At 31.7% G+C, this 22559-nt stretch carries 18 protein-coding genes; 4 read left to right on the top strand and 14 right to left on the bottom strand.

What is annotated here, in order from left to right; genetic code table 11:
- Window positions 1-4: 4 nt before the first annotated feature.
- Complete coding sequence (locus B5E48_RS00875; RefSeq protein ID WP_087303775.1) at window positions 5-997, top strand: LacI family DNA-binding transcriptional regulator; 993 nt, start codon at window positions 5-7, stop codon at window positions 995-997.
- Window positions 998-1153: 156 nt separating this feature from the next.
- Here the strand turns inward: B5E48_RS00875 and gltA are convergent, their stop codons facing one another.
- Together gltA and B5E48_RS00865 are read right to left on the bottom strand one after the other, a co-directional pair.
- The gene (gene gltA / locus B5E48_RS00870) at window positions 1154-2542 is read right to left on the bottom strand and encodes an NADPH-dependent glutamate synthase (protein ID WP_087303774.1); all 1389 of its coding nucleotides are present in this window, start codon (window positions 2540-2542) and stop codon (window positions 1154-1156) included.
- On the bottom strand, window positions 2542-3390 hold the full coding sequence (locus B5E48_RS00865; protein WP_087303773.1) for a sulfide/dihydroorotate dehydrogenase-like FAD/NAD-binding protein: 849 nt from the start codon (window positions 3388-3390) through the stop codon (window positions 2542-2544). The genes gltA and B5E48_RS00865 overlap by 1 nt, the downstream gene beginning before the upstream one ends.
- Window positions 3391-3520: 130 nt before the next feature.
- Between B5E48_RS00865 and B5E48_RS00860 the strand changes: the two genes are divergently transcribed.
- Window positions 3521-4309, top strand: a complete 789-nt coding sequence (locus B5E48_RS00860; RefSeq protein WP_087303772.1) for a Cof-type HAD-IIB family hydrolase — start codon at window positions 3521-3523, stop codon at window positions 4307-4309.
- A gap of 365 nt (window positions 4310-4674) precedes the next feature.
- Here the strand turns inward: B5E48_RS00860 and B5E48_RS00855 are convergent, their stop codons facing one another.
- On the bottom strand, window positions 4675-5025 hold the full coding sequence (locus tag B5E48_RS00855) for a NusG domain II-containing protein (protein WP_087303771.1): 351 nt from the start codon (window positions 5023-5025) through the stop codon (window positions 4675-4677).
- 156 nt (window positions 5026-5181) lie between these two features.
- On the opposite strand from B5E48_RS00855, the gene B5E48_RS00850 reads away from it, so the two are divergent.
- The gene (locus B5E48_RS00850; protein ID WP_087303770.1) at window positions 5182-5502 is read left to right on the top strand and encodes a PTS sugar transporter subunit IIB; all 321 of its coding nucleotides are present in this window, start codon (window positions 5182-5184) and stop codon (window positions 5500-5502) included.
- Between the two features lie 63 nt (window positions 5503-5565).
- On the opposite strand, the gene B5E48_RS00845 is transcribed toward B5E48_RS00850, so the two are convergent.
- The 4 genes from B5E48_RS00845 to B5E48_RS00830 form a co-directional block, all read right to left on the bottom strand.
- Complete coding sequence (locus B5E48_RS00845; RefSeq protein WP_087303769.1) at window positions 5566-7035, bottom strand: glycoside hydrolase family 1 protein; 1470 nt, start codon at window positions 7033-7035, stop codon at window positions 5566-5568.
- Window positions 7036-7132: 97 nt separating this feature from the next.
- Entirely contained in the window at window positions 7133-9808 is a 2676-nt protein-coding gene (adhE, locus tag B5E48_RS00840) for a bifunctional acetaldehyde-CoA/alcohol dehydrogenase (RefSeq protein WP_087297208.1), read from the bottom strand.
- A 231-nt stretch (window positions 9809-10039) separates the two neighbouring features.
- Window positions 10040-10783, bottom strand: a complete 744-nt coding sequence (gene tpiA / locus B5E48_RS00835) for a triose-phosphate isomerase (protein ID WP_087244921.1) — start codon at window positions 10781-10783, stop codon at window positions 10040-10042.
- A 16-nt stretch (window positions 10784-10799) separates the two neighbouring features.
- Window positions 10800-11984: a phosphoglycerate kinase gene (locus B5E48_RS00830; RefSeq protein WP_087297209.1), complete on the bottom strand. Its 1185-nt coding sequence runs from the start codon at window positions 11982-11984 to the stop codon at window positions 10800-10802.
- A gap of 230 nt (window positions 11985-12214) precedes the next feature.
- On the opposite strand from B5E48_RS00830, the gene B5E48_RS00825 reads away from it, so the two are divergent.
- Complete coding sequence (locus tag B5E48_RS00825; RefSeq protein ID WP_158093943.1) at window positions 12215-12508, top strand: rhodanese-like domain-containing protein; 294 nt, start codon at window positions 12215-12217, stop codon at window positions 12506-12508.
- Between the two features lie 64 nt (window positions 12509-12572).
- On the opposite strand, the gene eno is transcribed toward B5E48_RS00825, so the two are convergent.
- The 7 genes from eno to B5E48_RS00790 form a co-directional block, all read right to left on the bottom strand.
- Window positions 12573-13865, bottom strand: a complete 1293-nt coding sequence (gene eno, locus B5E48_RS00820; RefSeq protein ID WP_087297211.1) for a phosphopyruvate hydratase — start codon at window positions 13863-13865, stop codon at window positions 12573-12575.
- A gap of 189 nt (window positions 13866-14054) precedes the next feature.
- Window positions 14055-15644 carry a phosphoenolpyruvate carboxykinase (ATP) gene (gene pckA, locus B5E48_RS00815; RefSeq protein ID WP_087303768.1) on the bottom strand — a complete coding sequence of 530 codons (1590 nt, stop codon included), beginning with the start codon at window positions 15642-15644 and terminating at the stop codon, window positions 14055-14057.
- Between the two features lie 110 nt (window positions 15645-15754).
- Entirely contained in the window at window positions 15755-16648 is an 894-nt protein-coding gene (locus B5E48_RS00810) for a DUF7916 family protein (RefSeq protein WP_087244926.1), read from the bottom strand.
- Window positions 16649-16703: 55 nt separating this feature from the next.
- The gene (locus B5E48_RS00805) at window positions 16704-18518 is read right to left on the bottom strand and encodes an ATP-binding cassette domain-containing protein (protein ID WP_087303767.1); all 1815 of its coding nucleotides are present in this window, start codon (window positions 18516-18518) and stop codon (window positions 16704-16706) included.
- Complete coding sequence (locus tag B5E48_RS00800) at window positions 18515-20509, bottom strand: ABC transporter ATP-binding protein (RefSeq protein ID WP_087303766.1); 1995 nt, start codon at window positions 20507-20509, stop codon at window positions 18515-18517. Before B5E48_RS00800 ends, B5E48_RS00805 begins: the two co-directional genes overlap by 4 nt.
- A 138-nt stretch (window positions 20510-20647) precedes the next feature.
- On the bottom strand, window positions 20648-21856 hold the full coding sequence (locus B5E48_RS00795) for a sensor histidine kinase (RefSeq protein ID WP_087244929.1): 1209 nt from the start codon (window positions 21854-21856) through the stop codon (window positions 20648-20650).
- Window positions 21844-22539 (bottom strand): LytR/AlgR family response regulator transcription factor, encoded by a 696-nt coding sequence (locus tag B5E48_RS00790; protein WP_087303765.1) that lies wholly within the window; start codon window positions 22537-22539, stop codon window positions 21844-21846. The genes B5E48_RS00795 and B5E48_RS00790 overlap by 13 nt, the downstream gene beginning before the upstream one ends.
- Window positions 22540-22559 lie beyond the last annotated feature (20 nt).

Genomic DNA, 22559 nt, shown 5'->3' with positions numbered 1-22559 from the left:
AATTATGGCCACTTTAAAAGATATTGCCCAAATGGCTCAAGTTTCAATTGCGACAGTTTCCCGCATCTTAAACAATGATCCTACATTAAGCGTTCCTCAACAAACAAGAGAAAATGTCTTAGAAGCCGCAAAAGCACTGCAATACCAAAAGAAAAAGAAAAATGACCCTGGTATTCATATTTGTCTGATTCAATGGTATTCTTTACAACAGGAAATCAATGATCCCTACTACTTAACTTTACGTCATGGTGTAGAAGATTATTGTGCCAAAAATGGAATTATTTTAAGAAGAATATTTAAAGATGATGTGAACATTGAAAAGTCTTTAAAGGGAATTGATGGGATTATTTGCCTAGGTAAATTTAGTAAAAGTCATATTGAAACTTTAAAAAAATATAATGATGCTATTATTTTATTGGATATGGATTATGAAAATTTAAAAGAATGTTCGATTGTTTTAGATTTTGATTTAGCTTTAAAACAAGCTCTGACATATTTAACAGATCTAGGTCATCAAAAGATTGGTTATCTTGGTGGTGTTGAATATTTAGATGATGGACAAGCTTATGATGATATAAGAAAAAAATCTTTTATCAAATATGCTAAAGAATATCAAATAGAATATGAGGATTATATGATTGAAGGAGAATTTACCAGTGAATCAGGTTATGCTATGATGTCAAACATGATTCAGTCTCATCATTTACCAACAGCTCTTTTTGCTGCCAGTGATCCGATTGCGATGGGCGCAATGAAAGCTTTGAATGATTATGGTTTCCATATTCCTGATGATATTTCTATTATTGGTTTTGATAATATTGATGCCAGCAATTATACATATCCGCCTCTTACAACTTTTTATGCTCCTGCATTTGATATGGGACAATTTGGGGCCAGATTACTTCATCAGGCTATTAAAGATCATACCAAACTCTTACCAATGCGTATTCAACTCCCATGTTATTTAGTAGAAAGAGAATCATGTCAAGCTTTATAATTTCTAACAAAAATCATATGATAAATTTTATGTTTATCAACTGAAATAATCAATTTTTTAAAAAAATATATCTTGGATAAATAAAAAAACAGGATTGATGAAGCAACCCTTATGATTTGGATAATCCGATCATAAAGATCACTTCATTTTCCTGTTTTATTTTTGTTTTAATGCTTCATCAATCGCTTGAGCTGCTTTTTTACCAGCGCCCATAGCCAAAATAACTGTAGCTGCTCCAGTGACAACATCGCCACCAGCATAAACACCATCTTTAGATGTTTTCATTGTTTCTTCATCCACAATGATTCCACCCCATTTTTGAGTATCTAAACCAGGTGTTGTCTGTCTGATTAATGGATTAGGACTTTGACCAATAGAAACAATCACTGTTCCCGTTTCAATAACAAAGTTTGAACCTTCCTTAACAACTGGTCTTCTTCTACCACTTTCATCAGGTTCTCCAAGTTCCATTTCTACACATTCCATAGATTTAACCCAACCATCTTCACCTTCAATTTTGACTGGATTTGTAAGCAACTTGAAAATAATACCTTCTTCTTTAGCATGATGTACTTCTTCAGCTCTGGCTGGAATTTCTTGTTCACCACGACGATAAACAATATATACATTTTTTGCTCCTAAACGTTTTGCAGTTCTTGCAGCATCCATTGCGACATTTCCAGCTCCAATAACACAAACTGTTTCAGTAATTTTCACTGGTGTCGGATGATTTGGGAATTCATAACCTTTCATCAAATTGACACGTGTTAAAAATTCATTAGCTGCATAAACACCATTTAAATTTTCACCAGGAATACCTTGGAAACGAGGAAGTCCAGCGCCACTTCCAACAAAGATAGCTTCATAACCTTCTTCTTGTAATTCATCAATTGTTACAGAACGTCCAACAACAACGTTTGTTTCAAATTTGACACCTAAATCAGCGACCCCATCAATTTCCTTTTGAACCAAATCTTTAGGTAAACGGAATTCAGGGATTCCATATGATAAAACGCCACCTGTTTTATGCAAAGCTTCAAAAACAGTCACATCATATCCTTTTTTCGCTAATTCTCCTGCACAAGTCATACCTGCAGGGCCACTTCCGACAACGGCAACCTTTTTTCCATTCTTTTCAATATGATTGTCTTTCTTTTGACCATGATCTCGATGATAATCAGCAACAAATCTTTCTAATCGTCCAATTCCTACTGATTCTCCTTTGATGCCACGAACACATTTCCCTTCACATTGATTTTCTTGAGGACAGACACGTCCACAAATAGCTGGAAGAGCATTTTCCTGTGTAATAATGTCATATGCTTCTTCAAAGTTTCCTTTTGCAACTTCGGCAATAAATTCAGGAATAGGTACACCGACTGGACAACCATTCTTACATGGACTATGTTTACAATTTAAACATCTTGTAGCTTCTTCCATAGCCTGTTCTTTTGTATATCCTAATGCAACTTCCTTAAAGTTCTGATTTCTAATCTGAGGTTCCTGTTCAGGCATTTTCACCTTTTCTAATGACATATTAGGCATTATTGAACACCTCCCATTAAATTACACATACGATTTGCTTTTTCATCCATTTGATGTTCTTCTTCTTTAAACATTCTTTGACGTGCCATCAGTTCATCGAAATCAACTTGTAACCCGTCAAAATCTGGTCCATCAACACAAGCAAACTTAATTTTACCATCAACAGTTACACGACAACATCCACACATACCTGTTCCATCAATCATAATTGGATTTAAAGAAACAGATGTTTTTATATTATGGGGTTTTGTAACAGCAACAACTGCTTTCATCATTGGCACTGGTCCAATCGCAATCACTTCATCAATCTCTTCACCTTGTTCAATCAAATCAGCTAATACTTGAGTTACAAAGCCTTTTCTACCAAGTGAGCCATCATCTGTTGTTATATAAACATTTTTACAGAACTTTCTAAATTCATCAGCCCATAAAACATATTGTGCTTCTCTTCCACCAATAATCACATCAACCTCAACACCCATTTGTGCTAAAGCTCTTAACTGTGGATAAAGTGGTGCACTTCCTACACCACCAGCAACACCAATAACATGTTTTGAAGCATGTAGTTTTGTTGGTTCTCCTAAAGGTCCTACAAAATCTGTAATTTCATCACCTTCATTTAATAAAGATAATGCTTTTGTAGAATATCCAACAATTTGATAAATAATCGTAATTGTTTCTTTTTCTCTATCATAATCAGCAATTGTCAATGGGATTCTTTCTCCATCATCACCCACTCTTAAAATGATAAACTGTCCTGGTTCACATTTTCTCGCAACATGGGGTGCATGAACAACCATTAACTCTACAACATCATTTAATTTTTCTTTGTGTAAAATCTTATACATTTCGATCAACCCCTCTCGTAGTTTAAAAAATTATATCACAGGGATAATTTTTTCGCAATACAACATCATCATTATCTCTTGACCACCATAGGATTCATAGCTTATGATATGAAAAAAGGAGAAATGTTTTATGAATAAAAAACTTATATTTTTTGATATAGATGGGACTTTGTTGGATGAACAGAGTGGATCTGTGCCAGCTTCTACAATTGAAGCTATTGAAAAAGCTCAAAAAAATGGTCATCTTTGTTTTATTAATACCGGTCGTCCTATTTCTACAATTGATAAGATCATCACTGATCTTCCTTTTGATGGATATGTCTGTGGTTGTGGAACCTATATCGAATATCAACAAAAAATATTATTTCATACTGAATTAGATTTTGAACTAAGAAAAAAAGTGATTCAAAGCATTGATCAATATCAGGTTGATGCAATGTTAGAAGGAAAAAGTGGTGTTTATTTTTCACAACATTTAAAGCATCCATTTATTCAAGCTATTAAAAAGAAATATCAGGATCTTCATTTTCAAGTTCACAGTTTTTCTAGTCATGAGGATGTTCCTTTTGATAAACTCACTGTCTGGTATCAACCTGACACACCAATTGAAGCCTTTAAAAAAGCATTAGAAAACGACTTTCTTATTATACAAAGAGATATTGATTTCTTAGAAATTGTGCCTCTTCCATATTCTAAAGCAACTGGTATTCAATACTTGATTGATCATCTTGGATATACTTTAAAAGACACTATAAGCATGGGTGATTCCCTTAACGACTTACCTATGTTAACTTATACACATGAATCAGTTGCTATGGGAAATAGTCATCCTCTTTTATTGGACCAAGTCACTTACATAACAACCCCTGTTAACCAGGATGGTATTCAACATGCTTTAGAACATTTTCATCTTATATAAAAATAAAAAGAACGTGGGGAAACGTTCTTTTTGCTTTATAGACGAATTTGATATATAGGGAGAGGGGTCGTCTATATTTTATCATATTATATGTCTTGTCTTAAGACACTTATATATTAACCCAGCCATATGAATTCATTGTGAATTTCATAAGAACTTTATGTGAACTTTTTTAATATTGCCATTTTAAACACAAAAAAAGAACGTGGGGAAACGTTCTTTTTACTTTTATAGACGAATTGGTATATAGGGAGAGGGATCGTCTATATTTTATCATATTATATGTCTTGTCTTAAGACACTTATATACTACCGAGAACTTATGAATTCTCTATGAACAATTTCTTAATTCACAGTTTTTCTTGATCAGTATTGTGCTTCTACATTTGCTTGTACAACATAAATCTGATTTGGTACACATATAATACTTTTTGAACTTCCTTCTTTAACCCAACCAACTTTTTCACAATCATGATTAGGACAATCAACATTGATTGCACGATATTGATGATCTTGCACTTCTAAATGAAATTCACCATAATCTCCTCTAAAAGTATATGTCTGATTCTTTGATATATCTATTGTTTCAATAATTTCATCATGATAATGGATTTCTATAATACCACCTTTTTTATCTTGAGTCAGTTGATAAATAAAATAGATTGCGCCAATCACAATACATAAGCCAATAATAAAAATAATGTCTTTCTTTTTCATATATGATTTCCTTTACTTTTATTTTCTTTATTATGGTAATCAAGAGTGTCACATAAGTCAATAATTTTATGAAATTTAATCTTTGTTATTTCATAATTGATAAGATAGGTGTATAATATTTATATAGAAATATTATAAATAAGGAGGAATCTTGATATGGTTAAAATCATGTTAGCATGTAGCGCTGGTATGTCAACTAGCTTACTTGTCACAAGAATGCAAAAAGCTGCAAAAGAAAGAGGTTTAGAAGCTAAAATTTGGGCCGTTAGTGAAACTGCTCTTACATCAGAATATGCTGCTGATCCATGTGATGTTTTACTTATTGGACCTCAAGTTCGTTTCCGTTTAAATTCTATCAAAGAACAAGTTAAAAACGCTATCCCTGTTGATGTTATTGACATGCGTACTTATGGTATGATGGACGGTGAAAAAGTTTTAGACCAAGCTTTAAAAATGCTAGAAGATTGGAAAAAATAAGCGTTAAACATTCGCTAACATATGAATACTTAAAAAGGACATTTCTAAATGTCCTTTTTTTACTTAATCTAAATCTTCTCCATTAGATGCAATAACTTTTTTATACCAATAAAATGAGTCTTTACGACTTCTAGAGAAATCTCCTGTTCCATCATCATGTCTATCCACATAAACAAATCCATAACGTTTTGCATATTGTCCTGTTCCTGCTGAAACCAAGTCAATTGGTCCCCAAGTTGTATAACCAATTAATGGAACACCATCTTCAATAGCTTCCTTCATAGCAGCAATATGTGGTCTTAAGTAGGCAATACGATAATCATCATGAATAGAGCCATCTTCTTCAACCTTATCAAATGCTCCAAGTCCATTTTCAACAATCATTAATGGTGTATGTGGGTAACGACCATTTAATAATTTTAATGTATAACGTAATCCGTCTGGATCAATTTGCCATCCCCAGTCACTTGCTTTTAAATAAGGATTTTTAGCACCAACTGTCATATTACCTTTAGCCATTTCTACATCCTTATTTACAGTGATACAGTTAGATTGATAATATGAGAATGTATAGAAGTCAACTGTTCCTTCTTTTAAAATTTTCTTATCTTCTTCAGTAATATAAGAAGTATCAATACCGTTTTCTTTAAAATAGCGCCACATATATGATGGATATTCACCACGAACCTGAACATCACCACAGAAATTGTTCTTGAAATCATCTTCATCATATGCAGCTAAAATATCTTTAGGATTTGGTGTCAATGGATAAACTGTTGTATGAGCAATCATGTTTCCTATCATAAAATTAGGGTTAATTTCATGTCCTGCTTTTACAGTTAACGCACTGGCAACAAATTCATTATGTAAAGCTTCAAACATTTTTTGTGGATCACTCTTTAATTCATTCAATGGAATACGGTGATCTGAATTGACATCTTCAGGATCCATCATTCCTAAACCATAAAGATTTCCAATTCCTCCTTCACCCATACATGCAATATTGATTTCATTAAAAGTTAACCAATATTTCACTTTATCCTTATATCGTTTAAAGCATGTTGTTGCATACTTTACAAATAAATCAATCACTCTTCGATCAGTAAACCCATTATATTTTGTGACAATATTCCATGGAATTTCATAGTGACATAAAGTAATCAAAGGTTCCATTCCATGTTTATGACATTCATTAATCACATCATCATAAAACTCCAAACCTGCTTCATTTGGTTCTTCATCATCACCATTAGGGAAAATACGTCCCCAGTTAATTGAAAATCTAAAAACATTCCATCCCATTTCAGCAAACATAGCAATATCTTCTTTATAATGGTGATAGAAATCTACAGCTTCATGACTTGGATAAAAGGCTGTAGGATCTGTTTTTGGTAAAAATGTTCTTGGTGTATTCACATCTCCACCTAATAACATATCAGGCACACATAAACCTTTTCCATCTTCTAGATAAGCACCTTCACATTGGTTGGCAGCAACTGCTCCACCCCATAAAAATCCTTTAGGAAAACCCATTTTTTATTACCTCCATTTCCTTATAACTTTATTATACAATATTTTTTTCTATTTGTAAGAAAAAAGAGCATAGCCATAAGGTTATGCTCGATTTATATTATTTTGCATCTTTAGGTGCAAATTTTGATTCATAATCGTAAATAGTACGTAAGATTTCTTCCATATCTTTTACGATTGGCATTCTTGGGTTAGCTGGAGTACATTGATCTTCATATGCGTTCATAGCAATTCTATGAATTGATTCTTCCCAAGCAGCTTTATCAATACCTTGAGATTTAACGTTAGTTGCAACACCAACTTTAACACATAATTCTTCACATGCATCAGCGAACATTTGAACACCTTCTTCAGGAGTTTTTGGTTTTAATCCAATTAATTGTGCTAATTCCATGTATTTAATATCAGCTTTATAGTTTTCAATTTTTGGCCAGATATTTAATTTAGTTGGAACTGTACCATTGTATCTAATAACATGTGGTAATAAGATACCATTTGTACGTCCATGAGGAATATGCCATTCTCCACCAATCTTATGAGCTAATGAGTGGTTCATTCCTAAGAATGCGTTAGCGAATGCCATACCTGCGATAGTTGCAGCATTGTGCATTTTTTCTCTAGCGATTGGAGTTCCTTTTGTAACTGATTCTTCTAAGTAATCAAATACCATCTTAACAGCTTGTTTAGCCCATCCATCAGTAAAGTCAGAAGCTAAGATTGAAACATAAGCTTCAACAGCATGAGTTAATACGTCAATACCAGTATCAGCAGCAATTGCTGGTGGTAAACTCATAACGAATTCTGGATCTACGATAGCTACAGTTGGAGTTAATGCGTAGTCAGTTAATGGATATTTCTTATTAGCTTTCTTATCAGTAATAACTGCGAATGGTGTAACTTCTGAACCTGTTCCTGAAGTTGTTGGGATACAGATTAATCTTGCTTTCTTACCTAATTCAGGGAATTTGAATGCACGTTTTCTGATATCCATGAATTTTTGTTTGATATCATCGAAGTTAACTTCTGGATGTTCATACATTAACCACATAACTTTTGCAGCATCCATTGATGATCCACCACCTAATGCAATGATAACATCAGGTTGGAATTTTCTCATTAATTCAACACCTTCGTTAACTGTATCAATACTTGGATCTGGTTCTACATCGAAGTATAATTCTAAGTCAACTTTATTACGTCTTCTTCTGATAACGTCTTCAATCTTTTCAACATATCCAAGATTGTACATACCTCTATCAGTAATAATCATGGCTTTTTCCATGTATTTCATATCTCTTAAATATCTAATTGAATTTCTTTCAAAGTAGATTTTTGGAGGAAGTTTAACCCATTGCATATTGTTGTTACGTCTCCCTATTCTCTTAATATTTAATAAATTTACAGCACTAACGTTATTAGATACTGAGTTGTGACCATAAGATCCACATCCTAATGTTAATGATGGAATGAAGGCATTGTAAACTGAACCAATTCCACCGAATGTAGATGGAGCATTTTCGATAACACGAATTGCTTTACATTTTAAACCAAATTCTACTGAAATATCATGATTTTGTGTATGAATAGCAGCAGAGTGTCCTAAACCGTTGAATGCTACCATAGCAGCAGATTTAGCAATACCATCTTCAGTTGAAGTTGCTTTTAATACAGCTAATACTGGAGATAATTTTTCTCTTGTTAATGGTTCATTTGGACCAACTTCTTTACATTCAGCAAGTAAGATTTGAGTATCTTCTGGTACTTTAAATCCAGCTTGTTCAGCGATCCAAGTTGCTGCTTTACCAACAACTGCAGCATTAACAGTTCCAACTTCGTTAACTTTATCACTGTATGCTTCAGCACCAAACATATATTTTTCAAGTTTAGCTTTTTCTTCAGCATTTACCCAATATACTTTAAAACGAGAAATTTCTTCTTTAAATTCATTATAAATTTCTTGGTCAACGATTGCAGCTTGTTCAGAAGCACAAATCATACCATTATCAAATGATTTTGATAATACGATATCATTAACTGCTCTTTTTAAGATACAAGATTTTTCAACATATGCAGGTACGTTACCAGCACCAACACCTAAAGCAGGTTTACCACAAGAGTAAGCAGCTTTAACCATTGCGTTACCACCAGTTGCTAAGATTGTTGCAACACCTGGATGGTTCATTAATGCGCTAGTTGCATACATTGATCCACGTACACCAATCCATTGAATACAATCTTCTGGAGCTCCAGCAGCAATTGCAGCATCTCTCACTACTTTTGCAGCTTGAACTGAACATTCATATGCAGATGGATGGAATGAGAAGATGATTGGGTTTCTTGTCTTTAATGAAATTAATGATTTGAAGATAACTGTTGAAGTTGGGTTTGTTGTTGGAACAATACCACAGATAACACCAACTGGTTCAGCAATTTCAGTAATTCCAGTTAAAGGATCTTCATTAATAATTCCTACAGTTTTCAAGTGACGAAGATTACTTGTTACATATTCGCAGGCGAATAAGTTTTTAACAGCTTTATCTTCAAAGACACCTCTTCCAGTTTCTTTGACAGCTGCTTCTGCTAAAACACCATGTTGATCTAATCCAGCAACAGAGCATTTTGCAACGATGTAATCTACAGCATCTTGATCAAAAGATTCAAATTTGTCTAATGCAACTAATGCTTTTTGTACTAACTCATCAATATGAGCATCAACTTGTTCATTAGTCCATTCAGCCTTTGGGGCTTCTTTTTTTACAGCTTTTTTTTCTGCCATAACATTTCCTCCGACATCATAAAATTATTTACACGTCTAATATACTATATTCCTTGTGAAAAAACAAGCAAGAGTATATATTTTTCATAATAAAAAAAGCGAAAAAACAATGTAAACCTTTTCAATTTATAAAATTATTTTTCCCAATAAAAATCAATATTTTCCATATCTTTTATTTTCATTTTCAAAAAAAGCCAACCCATATTTATAGGTTGACTTTTCAATGAACAATTAGTCTAATGCAGCAATCATAGCTTTATATGAATCTTCTTGTAAAGAAGCTCCACCTACTAATGCTCCATCAATATCAGGTTGTTCTAATAAAGCTTTTAATCCTTCTGGTTTTACAGATCCACCATATTGGATTCTCACTTGATCAGCAACTTCCTGACCATATAATTCAGCAACAACGCTTCTAATATATGCACAAACATCTTGAGCAATTTCATTAGTTGCAGTTTTTCCAGTACCAATAGCCCATACTGGTTCATAAGCAATAACAACACGACTTGCACAGTTTGGACATACATCTTTAAATGCAGCTACTGTTTGAGTTTTCACAACATCTTTAGTTGTTCCTGCTTCATATTCTTCTAATGTTTCACCAACACATACAATTGGAGTTAAATCATTTGATAAAACTTGACGCATTTTTGCATTCACTGTTTCATCAGTTTCACCAAAATATTGTCTTCTTTCAGAGTGACCTAAAATAACCCATTCTACTCCAATTTCTTTTAACATGCTTACACTCACTTCTCCAGTATAAGCACCACTATCTTTAAAATGACAGTTTTGAGCAGCAACAATTAAGTTTTTAGCTGCACCTTTAGCAGTCTGTAAAGCTAAATATGGAGTTGCAATTCCCCAATCAGCTTTATCAGTGCATGCCCCATCAACTGCTTCAACAAAAGCTTTTGTTTGGGCAATTGTTTTATTCATTTTCCAGTTTCCTACGATAATTGGTTTTCTCATTGTCATAATCCCCTTATTATTTATCATCAATTGCAGCAATACCAGGTAATACTTTACCTTCCATATATTCTAATGAAGCTCCTCCACCAGTTGAGATATGAGAAACTTTATCAGCATATCCAAGTTGCATAACAGCAGCAGCACTATCTCCACCACCGATAATTGTATTAGCATCTGGTAAGTTTGCTAAAGCTTCGCATACTGCGATAGTTCCTTTAGCGAATGGTTCCATTTCAAATACACCCATTGGACCATTCCATACAACAGTTTTAGCTCCTTCTAAAGCAGCTTTGATATTTTCAACTGATTTAGGTCCAATATCTAATCCCATGTATCCTTCTGGAATATCTTCACCACATACTTTAATATCACCTTCAGCAGCAAATGCATTATTGATTACTGAATCAACAGGTAAGATTAATTTATCTCCACCTTTTTCAATAATTTCTTTAGCAACATCAATACGATCATCTTCAACTAAAGAATTACCAATTTCATGTCCCATAGCTTTCATGAAAGTATAAGTCATACCTCCACCAACGATAACTTTATCAGCAATCTTTAATAAGTTTTCAATAACTAAAATCTTATCAGAAACTTTAGCTCCACCTAAAATAGCAACCATTGGTCTTTCAGGATCACTAACAGCTTTTCCAATATAAGCAATTTCTTTTTCAACTAAGAATCCAGCAGCAGATGGTAAATGAGCAGGAATTCCAGCAGTAGAAGCATGTGCTCTATGTACTGAACCGAATGCATCTTCAACGAATACATCTCCAAGTGATGCCCAATATTGACCTAATTCAGGATCATTTTTGCTTTCACCTTTTTCATAACGTGTATTTTGTACTAAGATGACTTGAGCATTATCAGCTTCTTTAACAGCATTTTCAAGTTCAGGTCCTCTTGTACAGTTTACAAATTTCACATCTACTCCTAATAATTCAGATAATCTAGGAGCTACAACAGATAAATCATTTTTAGCTTTATCTTCTTCAGTTTTTACTTTACCTAAATGTGAGAACAATACGATAGCTTTTGGTTTTTGTTCTAACAAATATTTTAAAGTAGGTAATGCGGCAACAATTCTGTTGTCATTTGTAATTTCTCCTGTTTCTTTGTTTCTAGGTACGTTGAAGTCAACACGAACTAAGACAGTTTTTCCAGCGACTTCAATATCTTTAATTGTTTTTTTGTCCATTTTTCTCAACCCTCCATGTGCAAATTATAACATTCTTACAACTGATTTTCAATTGCTTTTATAGTTGTTAAAGCAATAAGAATTGTCATTTTTTGTAAAAATAGAAAAAGCTGTTTTTATATTTTATGTGAACTCAAAATAATCTCCGTATAATCGTCATTTATTGACTCATTCTATAAAAACACTTTCACCAACACATGATATTGACATATATTAATAGTGGTGATTTTATGTATGATGATATCCTTCAACATATCTATAATCCACAAACTCTCATTATTGATTTACGTGATGAATTTTCTTTTCGTCAACTTCATTTAAAAAATGCTATCAATATTCCTGGGGATGATTTAAAAAGTCAAATTCCTTATTTACCTCATGATAAACTTCTATATTTTATCTGTGATACTGGAAAAACTGCTAAAAAGATGGCAGAACAATGCCAACAATTAGGTTTTCAATGTCAATATTTTCCACATAGCTTTCAATCCTTACTGATTTTAAAAAATGAACAATATTTTTAATAAAAAAGGAAAGACTTATGATTGATACTCAAGTCTTTCCATTTTATCTATGACCAATAAAATATTATTGATTATTTAATTGATAAAAAGCTTCTGTTGATGCATAACAAGATTGATCTTTTAACTCATCTTCAATTCTCATCAACTGATTGTATTTTGCAATACGGTCTGTACGAGAAGCAGATCCAGTTTTAATTTGACCAGCATTTGTCGCTACTGCAATATCAGCAATTGTTGTATCTTCTGTTTCTCCAGAACGATGTGAAACAACAGCTGTATAGTTTGCTTTTTGAGCCATTTCAATAGCTTCTAATGTTTCAGTTAAAGTTCCAATCTGATTCACTTTAATCAAAATAGAGTTAGCAACACCTTTTTCAATACCTTGTTGTAAACGTTTTGTATTTGTCACAAAGAAGTCATCACCAACCAATTGAACACGATCACCTAATTTTTCAGTTAAGTAATCCCATCCTTCCCAATCATCTTGATCTAATCCATCTTCAATAGAAATAATTGGATATTTATCACAAAGTTCAACATAGAAATCAACAAGTTCTTGAGACGTAAATGATTTGTTGTTTTCTCCTGGTAATGTATATTTTCCATCTTTGTAGAATTCACTGCTTGCAACATCCATAGCTAATTTCACATCAACACCTGGTTTGTATCCGGCTGTTTCAATCGCTTCTAAGATTGTTTGAATTGCTTCTTCATTAGATGCTAAGTTAGGCGCAAAACCACCTTCATCACCAACGGCAGTGTTTAATCCTTTTCCCTTTAAAACTTTCTTTAATGCATGGAAAACTTCAGCTCCCATACGAATAGCTTCTTTAAACGAAGGTGCATTGACTGGCATAATCATAAATTCCTGGAAATCCACATTATTATCCGCATGTGCCCCACCATTAATAATATTCATCATTGGCGTAGGTAACACATGAGCATTCGCTCCTCCAATATAACGATATAAAGGAACATGTAATTCATCAGCAGCACATTTGGCAACAGCTAATGACACACCTAAAATCGCATTGGCTCCTAAACGACCTTTATTGGGTGTTCCATCTAAATCAATCATCATCTGATCAATTTTTCTTTGTGCAGTGACTTCTTCACCTACAACTGCTTTTGCAATTTCCTCATTAACATTTTGAACAGCATTTAAAACACCTAATCCTAAATATCTGTTGGCATCTTTGTCTCTTAATTCAACAGCTTCATGAACACCTGTTGAAGCACCACTTGGAACAATGGCTCTACCAAAAGCACCACTTTCGCTTTTCACTTCTACTTCTACTGTTGGATTCCCACGTGAATCCAAGACTTCTCTTGCATAGACACTGACGATTTGACTCATTTTACTTTCCTCCTAATAAGTTTCATTGTATGATCTATATCACATATAAGTTAGTTATAACTAACTATTAATAGAATAACACATTTTCTGATCTTGTGCAATCTTTATACTTTCAAAATCACTTATCACTCATAGTATTTACATATCTTCATTGTTCTATACAAGTTAAAAAAGACAACCCATTATTTTTTAAAACGTATTGTTAATCTTTCCTCCTGGTCCAGCATTGATAATCATTTCTGGGAAATTTGTATATTGTTTAAAGTTTTCCTGGAACATTTCAACAAGCTTTTGAGCTGTCATATCATAAGCATCTTTACTAACCCATGTTGTTCGAGGGTTTAATAATTCATGAGGAACTCCCGGACAAAAGAGTGGAATGTTTAAATTAAAGAATGGATCAACTTCATAGCTAACATAATCTAATTCTCCATTAATGGCCGCTTCAATCATTGCTCTAGTATATTTTAATGGAATTCGACGTCCTATACCATAAGAACCGCCAACCCATCCAGTATTAATCAAAAAGACATTAGATCCTGCTTTGGTCATGCGTTTTTGAAATTGTTTCGCATAAAGTAGTGGATCCATTGGTAAAAATGGTTCTCCAAAACATGTAGAGAATGTTGCCTGTGGTTCAGTAATACCATTTTCCGTACCAGCCAGTTTACTTGTATAACCTGATACAAAGTGGTAAACAGCTGAATTTTGATCTAATTTAGAAATAGGTGGCAAAACACCAAAAGCATCAGCAGCTAAAAAGAATATTGTCTTAGGGATAGGTCCCATACCACTTGGTTCAATATTTTTAATAAATTCAAGTGGGTACCCCACACGTGTATTTTCTGTAATAGAATCATCATCAAAATCAATAATTCTTGTATCTTCAAATAAACAGACATTTTCTGCCATAGCCCCAAATCTAACAGCGTCCCAAATATCTGGCTCATTTTTTTGTGAAAGATTGATACATTTTGCATAACATCCACCTTCAAAATTAAAAACAGAAGTCCGTGACCAACCATGTTCATCATCACCTATCAATTGACGATGAGGATCTGTTGATAACGTTGTTTTTCCTGTTCCTGACAATCCAAAAAATAATGCCGTATTTCCATCTTGCCCAATATTAGCTGAACAATGCATTGTAAAAACATTGCGTTGAGGTAACATATAATTCATGACACAGAAAATACTCTTTTTGATTTCTCCAGAATATCCAGTTCCTGCAATCAAAACAATCTGTTTTTCATAATCAATCATAACAGCCACATCACTATTTAAACCAACTGATGCATCAACATGACAATCAGGAGCAACCAATACCAAATAATCCTCTTGAAAATGTTGTAATTCACGTGGTGTTGGTTTAATTAATAAATTAGAAATAAAAAGATTTTGACTTGCTTTTTCATTAATAATTCTAAAACCATAAGAATACTTTGGATTTGCGCCAGCATAACCATCAAAAATATATAAATCCTTATCTTGAAAATGTTGAATAATTGCCTGATAAACTTTTTCAAACTGTTCTCTAGATGCAGGTTGATTCACTTTTCCCCAAGCAATTTTATCATGAACAGCTGGTGTATCTACAACATATTTATCATGAGGTGAACGTCCCGTTCTTTGACCTGTTTCCACACATAAACATCCAGCTCGACTTAAACGTCCTTCTTTTTTAATTAAAGCTTTTTCAATCAATGATCCCGCTGGAATATTTCTAAAAACATTTCCTGTCGTACTAATCCCATATTTTTTAATTCCATAATCATCCATACAAACACTCCTTTCTTTTTTAAGACTTCTTTCTTTTATTTTATAAAAAATAATTTCTCACCACAAGAAAACTCGTTTTTTCAAATAAAAAAATAGGACTCTTTCGAATCCTATCTATTCACTGAAGATGCAATTTTATGATATGTCCAACGTTTACCTCTAATCGCAATTGATAATGCCATAATATTTTCAGGTAAAGCAATACCACACCAACCAGCATCACCAATATGTTGGATATCAATACCACAACGTTTATTGACTAATGCAATTTGTCGAATTGTTCCTTCATCACTACCTTCTTGAGATGTTCCAATAGAACTTAATGATAATGCTCCTTTAGATTTAATTAATTTACAAGCAGCAGTCACTTCTTCTTCTGATAAACCAGGTACTGTATAAACAGCAGGCATTAAAATAATATCAGCACCTGCATCAATAAATCTTTCAATGCTATCTAAATCAACTAATGCTTCATCAATTCCTGAAGAATGCATTTTACCTGCAATAATCATTCCACCAAAGTATTCTTTTGCAAGTTTAATGGCATTTTCAATAGATGCATTACTTACACCTGTTCCAGGATTTCCTGTCAAACAGATAAAATCAAATCCCAATTCTTTAGCTTTTATAAATGTTTCTTTTGTCGCATGACGACCACTAGAAATCTCTAATCTGTTTTCCATCATCTTTGCATTTTCATCAATTGGTTCAAGATTACACCCTACTGGTCTACCTACTAATTTCTTTAATAATTTCACAGGTTCATCTGTTTCAGGTAATCCATTAATATGAGGATTATTGCAATCAAAAACATTTAACAAAACCATATCACTTCCAAAAGAAACAGCTAATTCAGCATTTGTTAAATCACCAAGTAAAGGTGGACAAGCCACAACTGTTTCAGTCATAATTGTTCTTCCTTCACTGGCTAGAATAGATTGTTTCAATTCATCTTTGTTCATTGATAACATTTCACTTGTTGTACAATTTAATAATCTTTTCATTTCCCGTATCCTCCTGACACATATTATATCGCTTTATCAAAACGCTTTCAACAAATTAATTTCTAAAGATTTTTTCAGGACTGAGATTCTTAACCATAACACAAGATAACAAAATAGAACATAAAAGCGATAAGCCATAAATAAAAGATAAAATAGCTATCATTTCTAAAGACTGTATTTGAATAATCCAAGATAATATCAACACACATATGAAAGATAAAAACATTTTCAATACTTGATCCATATTTAAAATAAAAATAAATTCATCAAACATCACACCGTTAGCTTTTAGAATAGTCAATTCTTTTTCACGTCTTTTTAATGACCAATAACACATATAAACAAAAATCAAAGCAAACAATATCATTGTTATATACTTTTCCATTGTATACATACGTATTGTTTCATTTTTTGTATTGATTAATAAAATGTTGTCTTGAAATTGATCATTAATATAAATATTTTCGTATTTTTTCACAATATAATCTTCTAATTCGTTTAATGCATCAATATTGTCACAAAAGATTACATATGCACTTTTTACCGGTTCAACACCAGCACGTAAAGCCATAGCCTGCATATCACTATAATCCATCAACATATAATCCAACGAACTTTCATACGCTACATTCATTCCTATCGCCATAATTCCACTGACGGGAACTTCCTGATTCACTGTAACCTCACTATCAAAAATAAAGTGTGAGAAATGATATTCGTTATTGTCATTAATAAATTGATATAGACTATGATAAGAAGGATAGAGGTGTCTGTTGTCTTGAATTGTCTGAAACAATTTTCCTTCCAAATGATTTTCAGGATACAGTGGATATACTGGCACTGTCTGTTCACCTACTTGAACAGATAAATCAAAATATGGGTAAACTTTTTTAACTCCTGAAAATTCTTGAATATTCTCTATCAATTCTTGTGGTAGTGGAGAAGCATCTCGATAAACCCCTAATTTCTGTGATACATCCTGACTTTCAATCATCATTTGAAAATCAGATATACGACGCATCTTATCATCTACATCCATTAAGGCCTGATCAATAGATTTTTGAATCACTAACGTTCCTAAACTTCCTAGAGCTAAGACAATAACCATTAGTATATTCATCAATCTTTCATTGTGAAAACTTTGTTTTAAATAATATAAAAGAAACTTTATTCTAGGTTGCATTATTTTTTGAACGTGACTCATAGGTTGGTCTTCACATTCTTTTTTTAATACAATTCCCTGTTCGTTCATTTCATAGATACAATCTGCGTATTCTTCAACAAGATAGCTATGACTTGCTACAATAATCGTACAATTTTCTGTTTTCAATAAGTCTTTTAATAATTGAAAAATGTCTCTTTCATTTATTTCATCCAAAGCACTTGTTGGTTCATCCAAAATCAAAATTTCTGGTTCTTTCAGTAAAGCACAGGCAATCGCCAATCTTTGCTTTTCTCCTCCTGATAAAGTTTTCACTTTTTGATTAAAATGACAATCAAGATGTACCTTATCTAACAGTACTTTCATCGCATCTTCATCAAATGACTTCCCACTTAAATAACAATAATATTTTAAACATTCAGCTACGCTCATATTTTCTAGTAAACCATAATCCTGAAAAACATAGCCAATAGTATACCTTCTTAATTTTGCTTGTTGACGACTACTTAGAGTCATTATATCCTGATTTTGATATTTATAGTGATACTTTTGATCACGTGATATTAAACCTAATTTATATAATAAAGTTGACTTTCCACTACCACTTAATCCTTGAATAAATGTTAAATGATGTTCAGGAATCCATAAACTTTGTTTTTTCACCTTCTTTGATGTATAACGTGTGGACACATGTGTTAATTGAATCATCTTTCAACCCTCCCCAATACAATCATTGGTATACCTACTTCTATACATAAACTAACTATCATACAAAATACAAAGAATAATGGACGAACAATAAATACTTCATTATACATCAAATCAAAAAACACATACGCAATGATAAACATAAAAATAATGGATAAAACAATACATATCAAACTTTCATACAAAAAATAAATACCTAACATTTTTCTTGAACGAGAAACTGTTAAACCACGTTTTGTAAAGAAATGAATAAAATCAACATAATCCTGTTTTTGATTATATTTCACCCCAAAAAACAACATGAAAACAACGAGCATAATTAATCCTGAAATCATAAAAATACTTTCATTTAATTGTTTGACAATCTGAACTTTTGTATAAGTTTCATCATACATAGATGCAACTTTAAACCCCAAGGCTTCTATATCTTCTTTAGCTTTATGAAAATCATAACCATCTTCTACTAGAAATTGATAATAATTATAATAAAAAGGTACTGCACCTTCTGGTATTGTTTGAGATAGTTCTTTTTGGTATTGTTCCATAACGCTCAAAGGATAAAAAATATCAGCATCTAACATACCATTCCCTGTCGCCATCGTTAATGAATAAGACGTTTCTATAATCCCTTTGACTTTCATTTTGACTTTGACTGTCTTATAACAAATATCATCTATATCATTATCCATTGTACGATAAATAGGTACATTGATTGGAAATTCTATTTCTGTATCTTCGTTTACTTCTTGGCACATTCTTTCTAATTCTTCTTTATGAGCACCAAAATCTTCTATCAAATCTCCCGTTTTTAAAAAATATAAAAAATCAGGTGAGATATAAATACCTTCATCATTATCAATTTCTTTTGCATCATTGATTTGATAATCATAATCCTCATTATAAGATGCGACTAAAAAAGCTCCAACATTTGGTTCTAGTTCTGCTTGATTTTCTAATTGACCATTTTGATATATCTTTAATGTTCTATCATTTTCCTCTATACCTAAATGACTCTCCCAGCTTTGATCTATAACAAATGGCCATGTTTTTATATGCGATAATTTTTGAACTCCTTTCATTTCCTCACCAATCGAAGGAGGTGCAATGCTATTTTGAGAATACTCATGATAAAATATACCGCCTTTATTCAAAGGTTCTAATTGATCGACATACTTTTGAATAACAGATTGACCATATAAAACAGAAAAACTACATAACCCAATAGACAAAGAAACGAAAAAAATCATAGTCATTTTTAATAACTTACGATGTTCAAACATTTTATATAAATATTGCGTATAATGTTTTAAATTCGCTAAAACAGACTGATTTTTTTCAATCCTTTGAGGAACATTGATTATATTTTGAATGAATTGACAATTTTCAATCTGATAAACAACATCAGCTTCTTTTTTTATGAAAGCATCATGTGTAAAAATAATGACTGTATGTCCTTGATGAGCATATTCTTTGAGTAATTTCACAATCAATTGCGTATGATGTTTATCTAGAGATGCCGTAGGTTCATCAAAAACAAGTATTTCAGGTTGATGAATCATAGCCAATAAAATACTAACCCTTATTTTTTCTCCACCAGATAACTGTTGAGGAAATAATGAATAAGTATGTTGAATTTCTAATTGTTTGGAAATCTCATCAATATCATATCCATGAAATAATGATTGACATAATTTAATATGATCTTTAATCTTTAAATCATTAATAAATACAGGTATCTGATTCACAATTCCCATATGAGATTGAATAAATTCCTGTTGTTGATTCTCATTTAAATGTGTTATATCTTTTCCATTATAATAATACTCATATGTTCCTGTTCTTTGAAAAGTTAATAATTCATGTAAAGTAGATTTCCCACTCCCACTTTTCCCAATCACAACAGTCAGTTCATTGTCTTTAGCACAAAAATAGGCATGATTATAAACAACATGATGATCATAATGAACACAAATATTCCTCATTTCTAACATAGCATCACCCACTTTCCTACTGATTTCTATCTCTTCTTATATGTAAAAAAGATGAATATTTTCATATTCATCTTATAATAAAGGATATGAGATTGATATAATCTAAGGATAAAGTGTTGATTTGAAGGATAAATAGCATTACTCTGCTAGTAAAGAAATTTGTATAATAAAGGTTTTATCACTATAATCAATATCTAAATTGCCATGATACTGATTCACGATTCTACGAATACTCTTTAATCCATACCCATGATATTTTCTATCTTTCTTCGTTTTCAACGTTTGATCAAATAACTGATCTATATCATTTTCCACTTGAATATGTAATATTTGTTGTTCATAAATAATATTAACTTTTATCAGTCCATTTTCAGGACAATTTTCTATCGCATTATCTAATATATTAGATAGTAAATCATTTAAAATATAATCTTGGATATGAAATTGTTGAGGAACATTAATCAAACATTCTACCTTTATGTGTTTCATATCAGCATTAATGATTTTATTATTGATAATAGCATCAATCAGCTGATTATTTGTTTTAACTAATACGGGTATTGATGAAATCAGATTACTATGATTATTGATTAATTCTTTAATTTTTATGTAATCCTTTTGATTCAAATAGTAGTCAATCAATTGATAATCATGTTTCAAATCATGTTTTGTCATTTTTAATTGATCATATATATGAAGTAAAGTCTGTTCATTTTCTTGTTGTTGTTTTAATTTTTCATATTCTTCTTTTTTATTGTTTAAATCAAATAGATAAAGCAAAAGTATAAAAACACCTAACAAACATAATAATAGTATTCCAAACATTTTGATTAATTCAGGTGTATCAAAATTGAAAGCAAGATATTCCTGTGTAAAGAGTGAAATTATACAATATAGACCAAATAAAACAACAATTAAAATATAATAATTCATTTGATGCAAAGAAAGACGCATAGCTTTTAATTTTTTCAAAAAGAATAGTGCTAATATAAAATAAAAAAACTTAGCATAATAATCATTGAATTCCAATAAAAATAATTTATTAATAAACAACAACATGATATTCATTGTCAAACTATAAATACTTTCCAATATAACAACAAATACTATTTCACTTATTTTATTGTATGTAAATATACATGCTAAAATAATATTTAACACAATAAAAACATATGATAGAGGAATATCAAAAATATCTGTCAATCCATACACTGTCACAATGCCAACATTCATAATAACCATCGTGATTCTATAAAACCAGCTCATATTTTTCTTTATATCTAACAACTCTGTTATAAACCATGTCTGTAATAAAGAACTGATGACATTTAATCCTATCCATTCCATATGCGTTGACTCCTATAGTGCATATATCTTTGCATAAATGTTTTTTTACTCCCTCGAGTAAAAGGAATGCAGATTTGTTTGATGAGTTCAATATGTTGTTTTTGTATACTGACAACATAATCTAAATTAATAATGATATGATTATTAAATTTATAGAAGTGATGATGATTTAATTCTTGATATGTTTGTTTAAGTGTCTGATATGAAGTATATGTTTGTATGGGTGTATGTATGATAATCTGATTACGCAATGACTCTACATAAATAATGTCTTGCTGTTTGATATGGATATGGACACCTTTAATAATGAATGAAATCTCTTCTTGAATTCGTAAATGCATTTTTTGATATTTTTTAACAAAGTTTTGATAATCTTCATTAAAATGTGATTTTCTGATAAAGAAAAAAGTATTTTGTTGATAGCTTTCATAAACAAAATGATCAACACTAGAAATATAAACAATAATAGTATGTGGATAAAGTTTTGAAATATTCATACCATATTCAAAACTTTCTCCTTCCTTTAACATTACATCTAAAAACACACAATCATATTCTTTCGTGTAAATATCATTACAAAAAGAAATATATGTATCCATCTGTATATCTTGAAATGTCTGATTTAAATATGTTTTTAATTGTTTTGTAAACTCTGTATCATCATCAATAATCACAGCTTTCATATAACATCACCCATCCTCGT

The sequence above is a fragment of the Massilimicrobiota sp. An105 genome (assembly GCF_002161155.1).
GTDB lineage: Bacteria > Bacillota_I > Bacilli_A > Erysipelotrichales > Coprobacillaceae > Allocoprobacillus > Allocoprobacillus merdigallinarum.
This window is presented reverse-complemented; position numbering and strand designations above follow the sequence as displayed.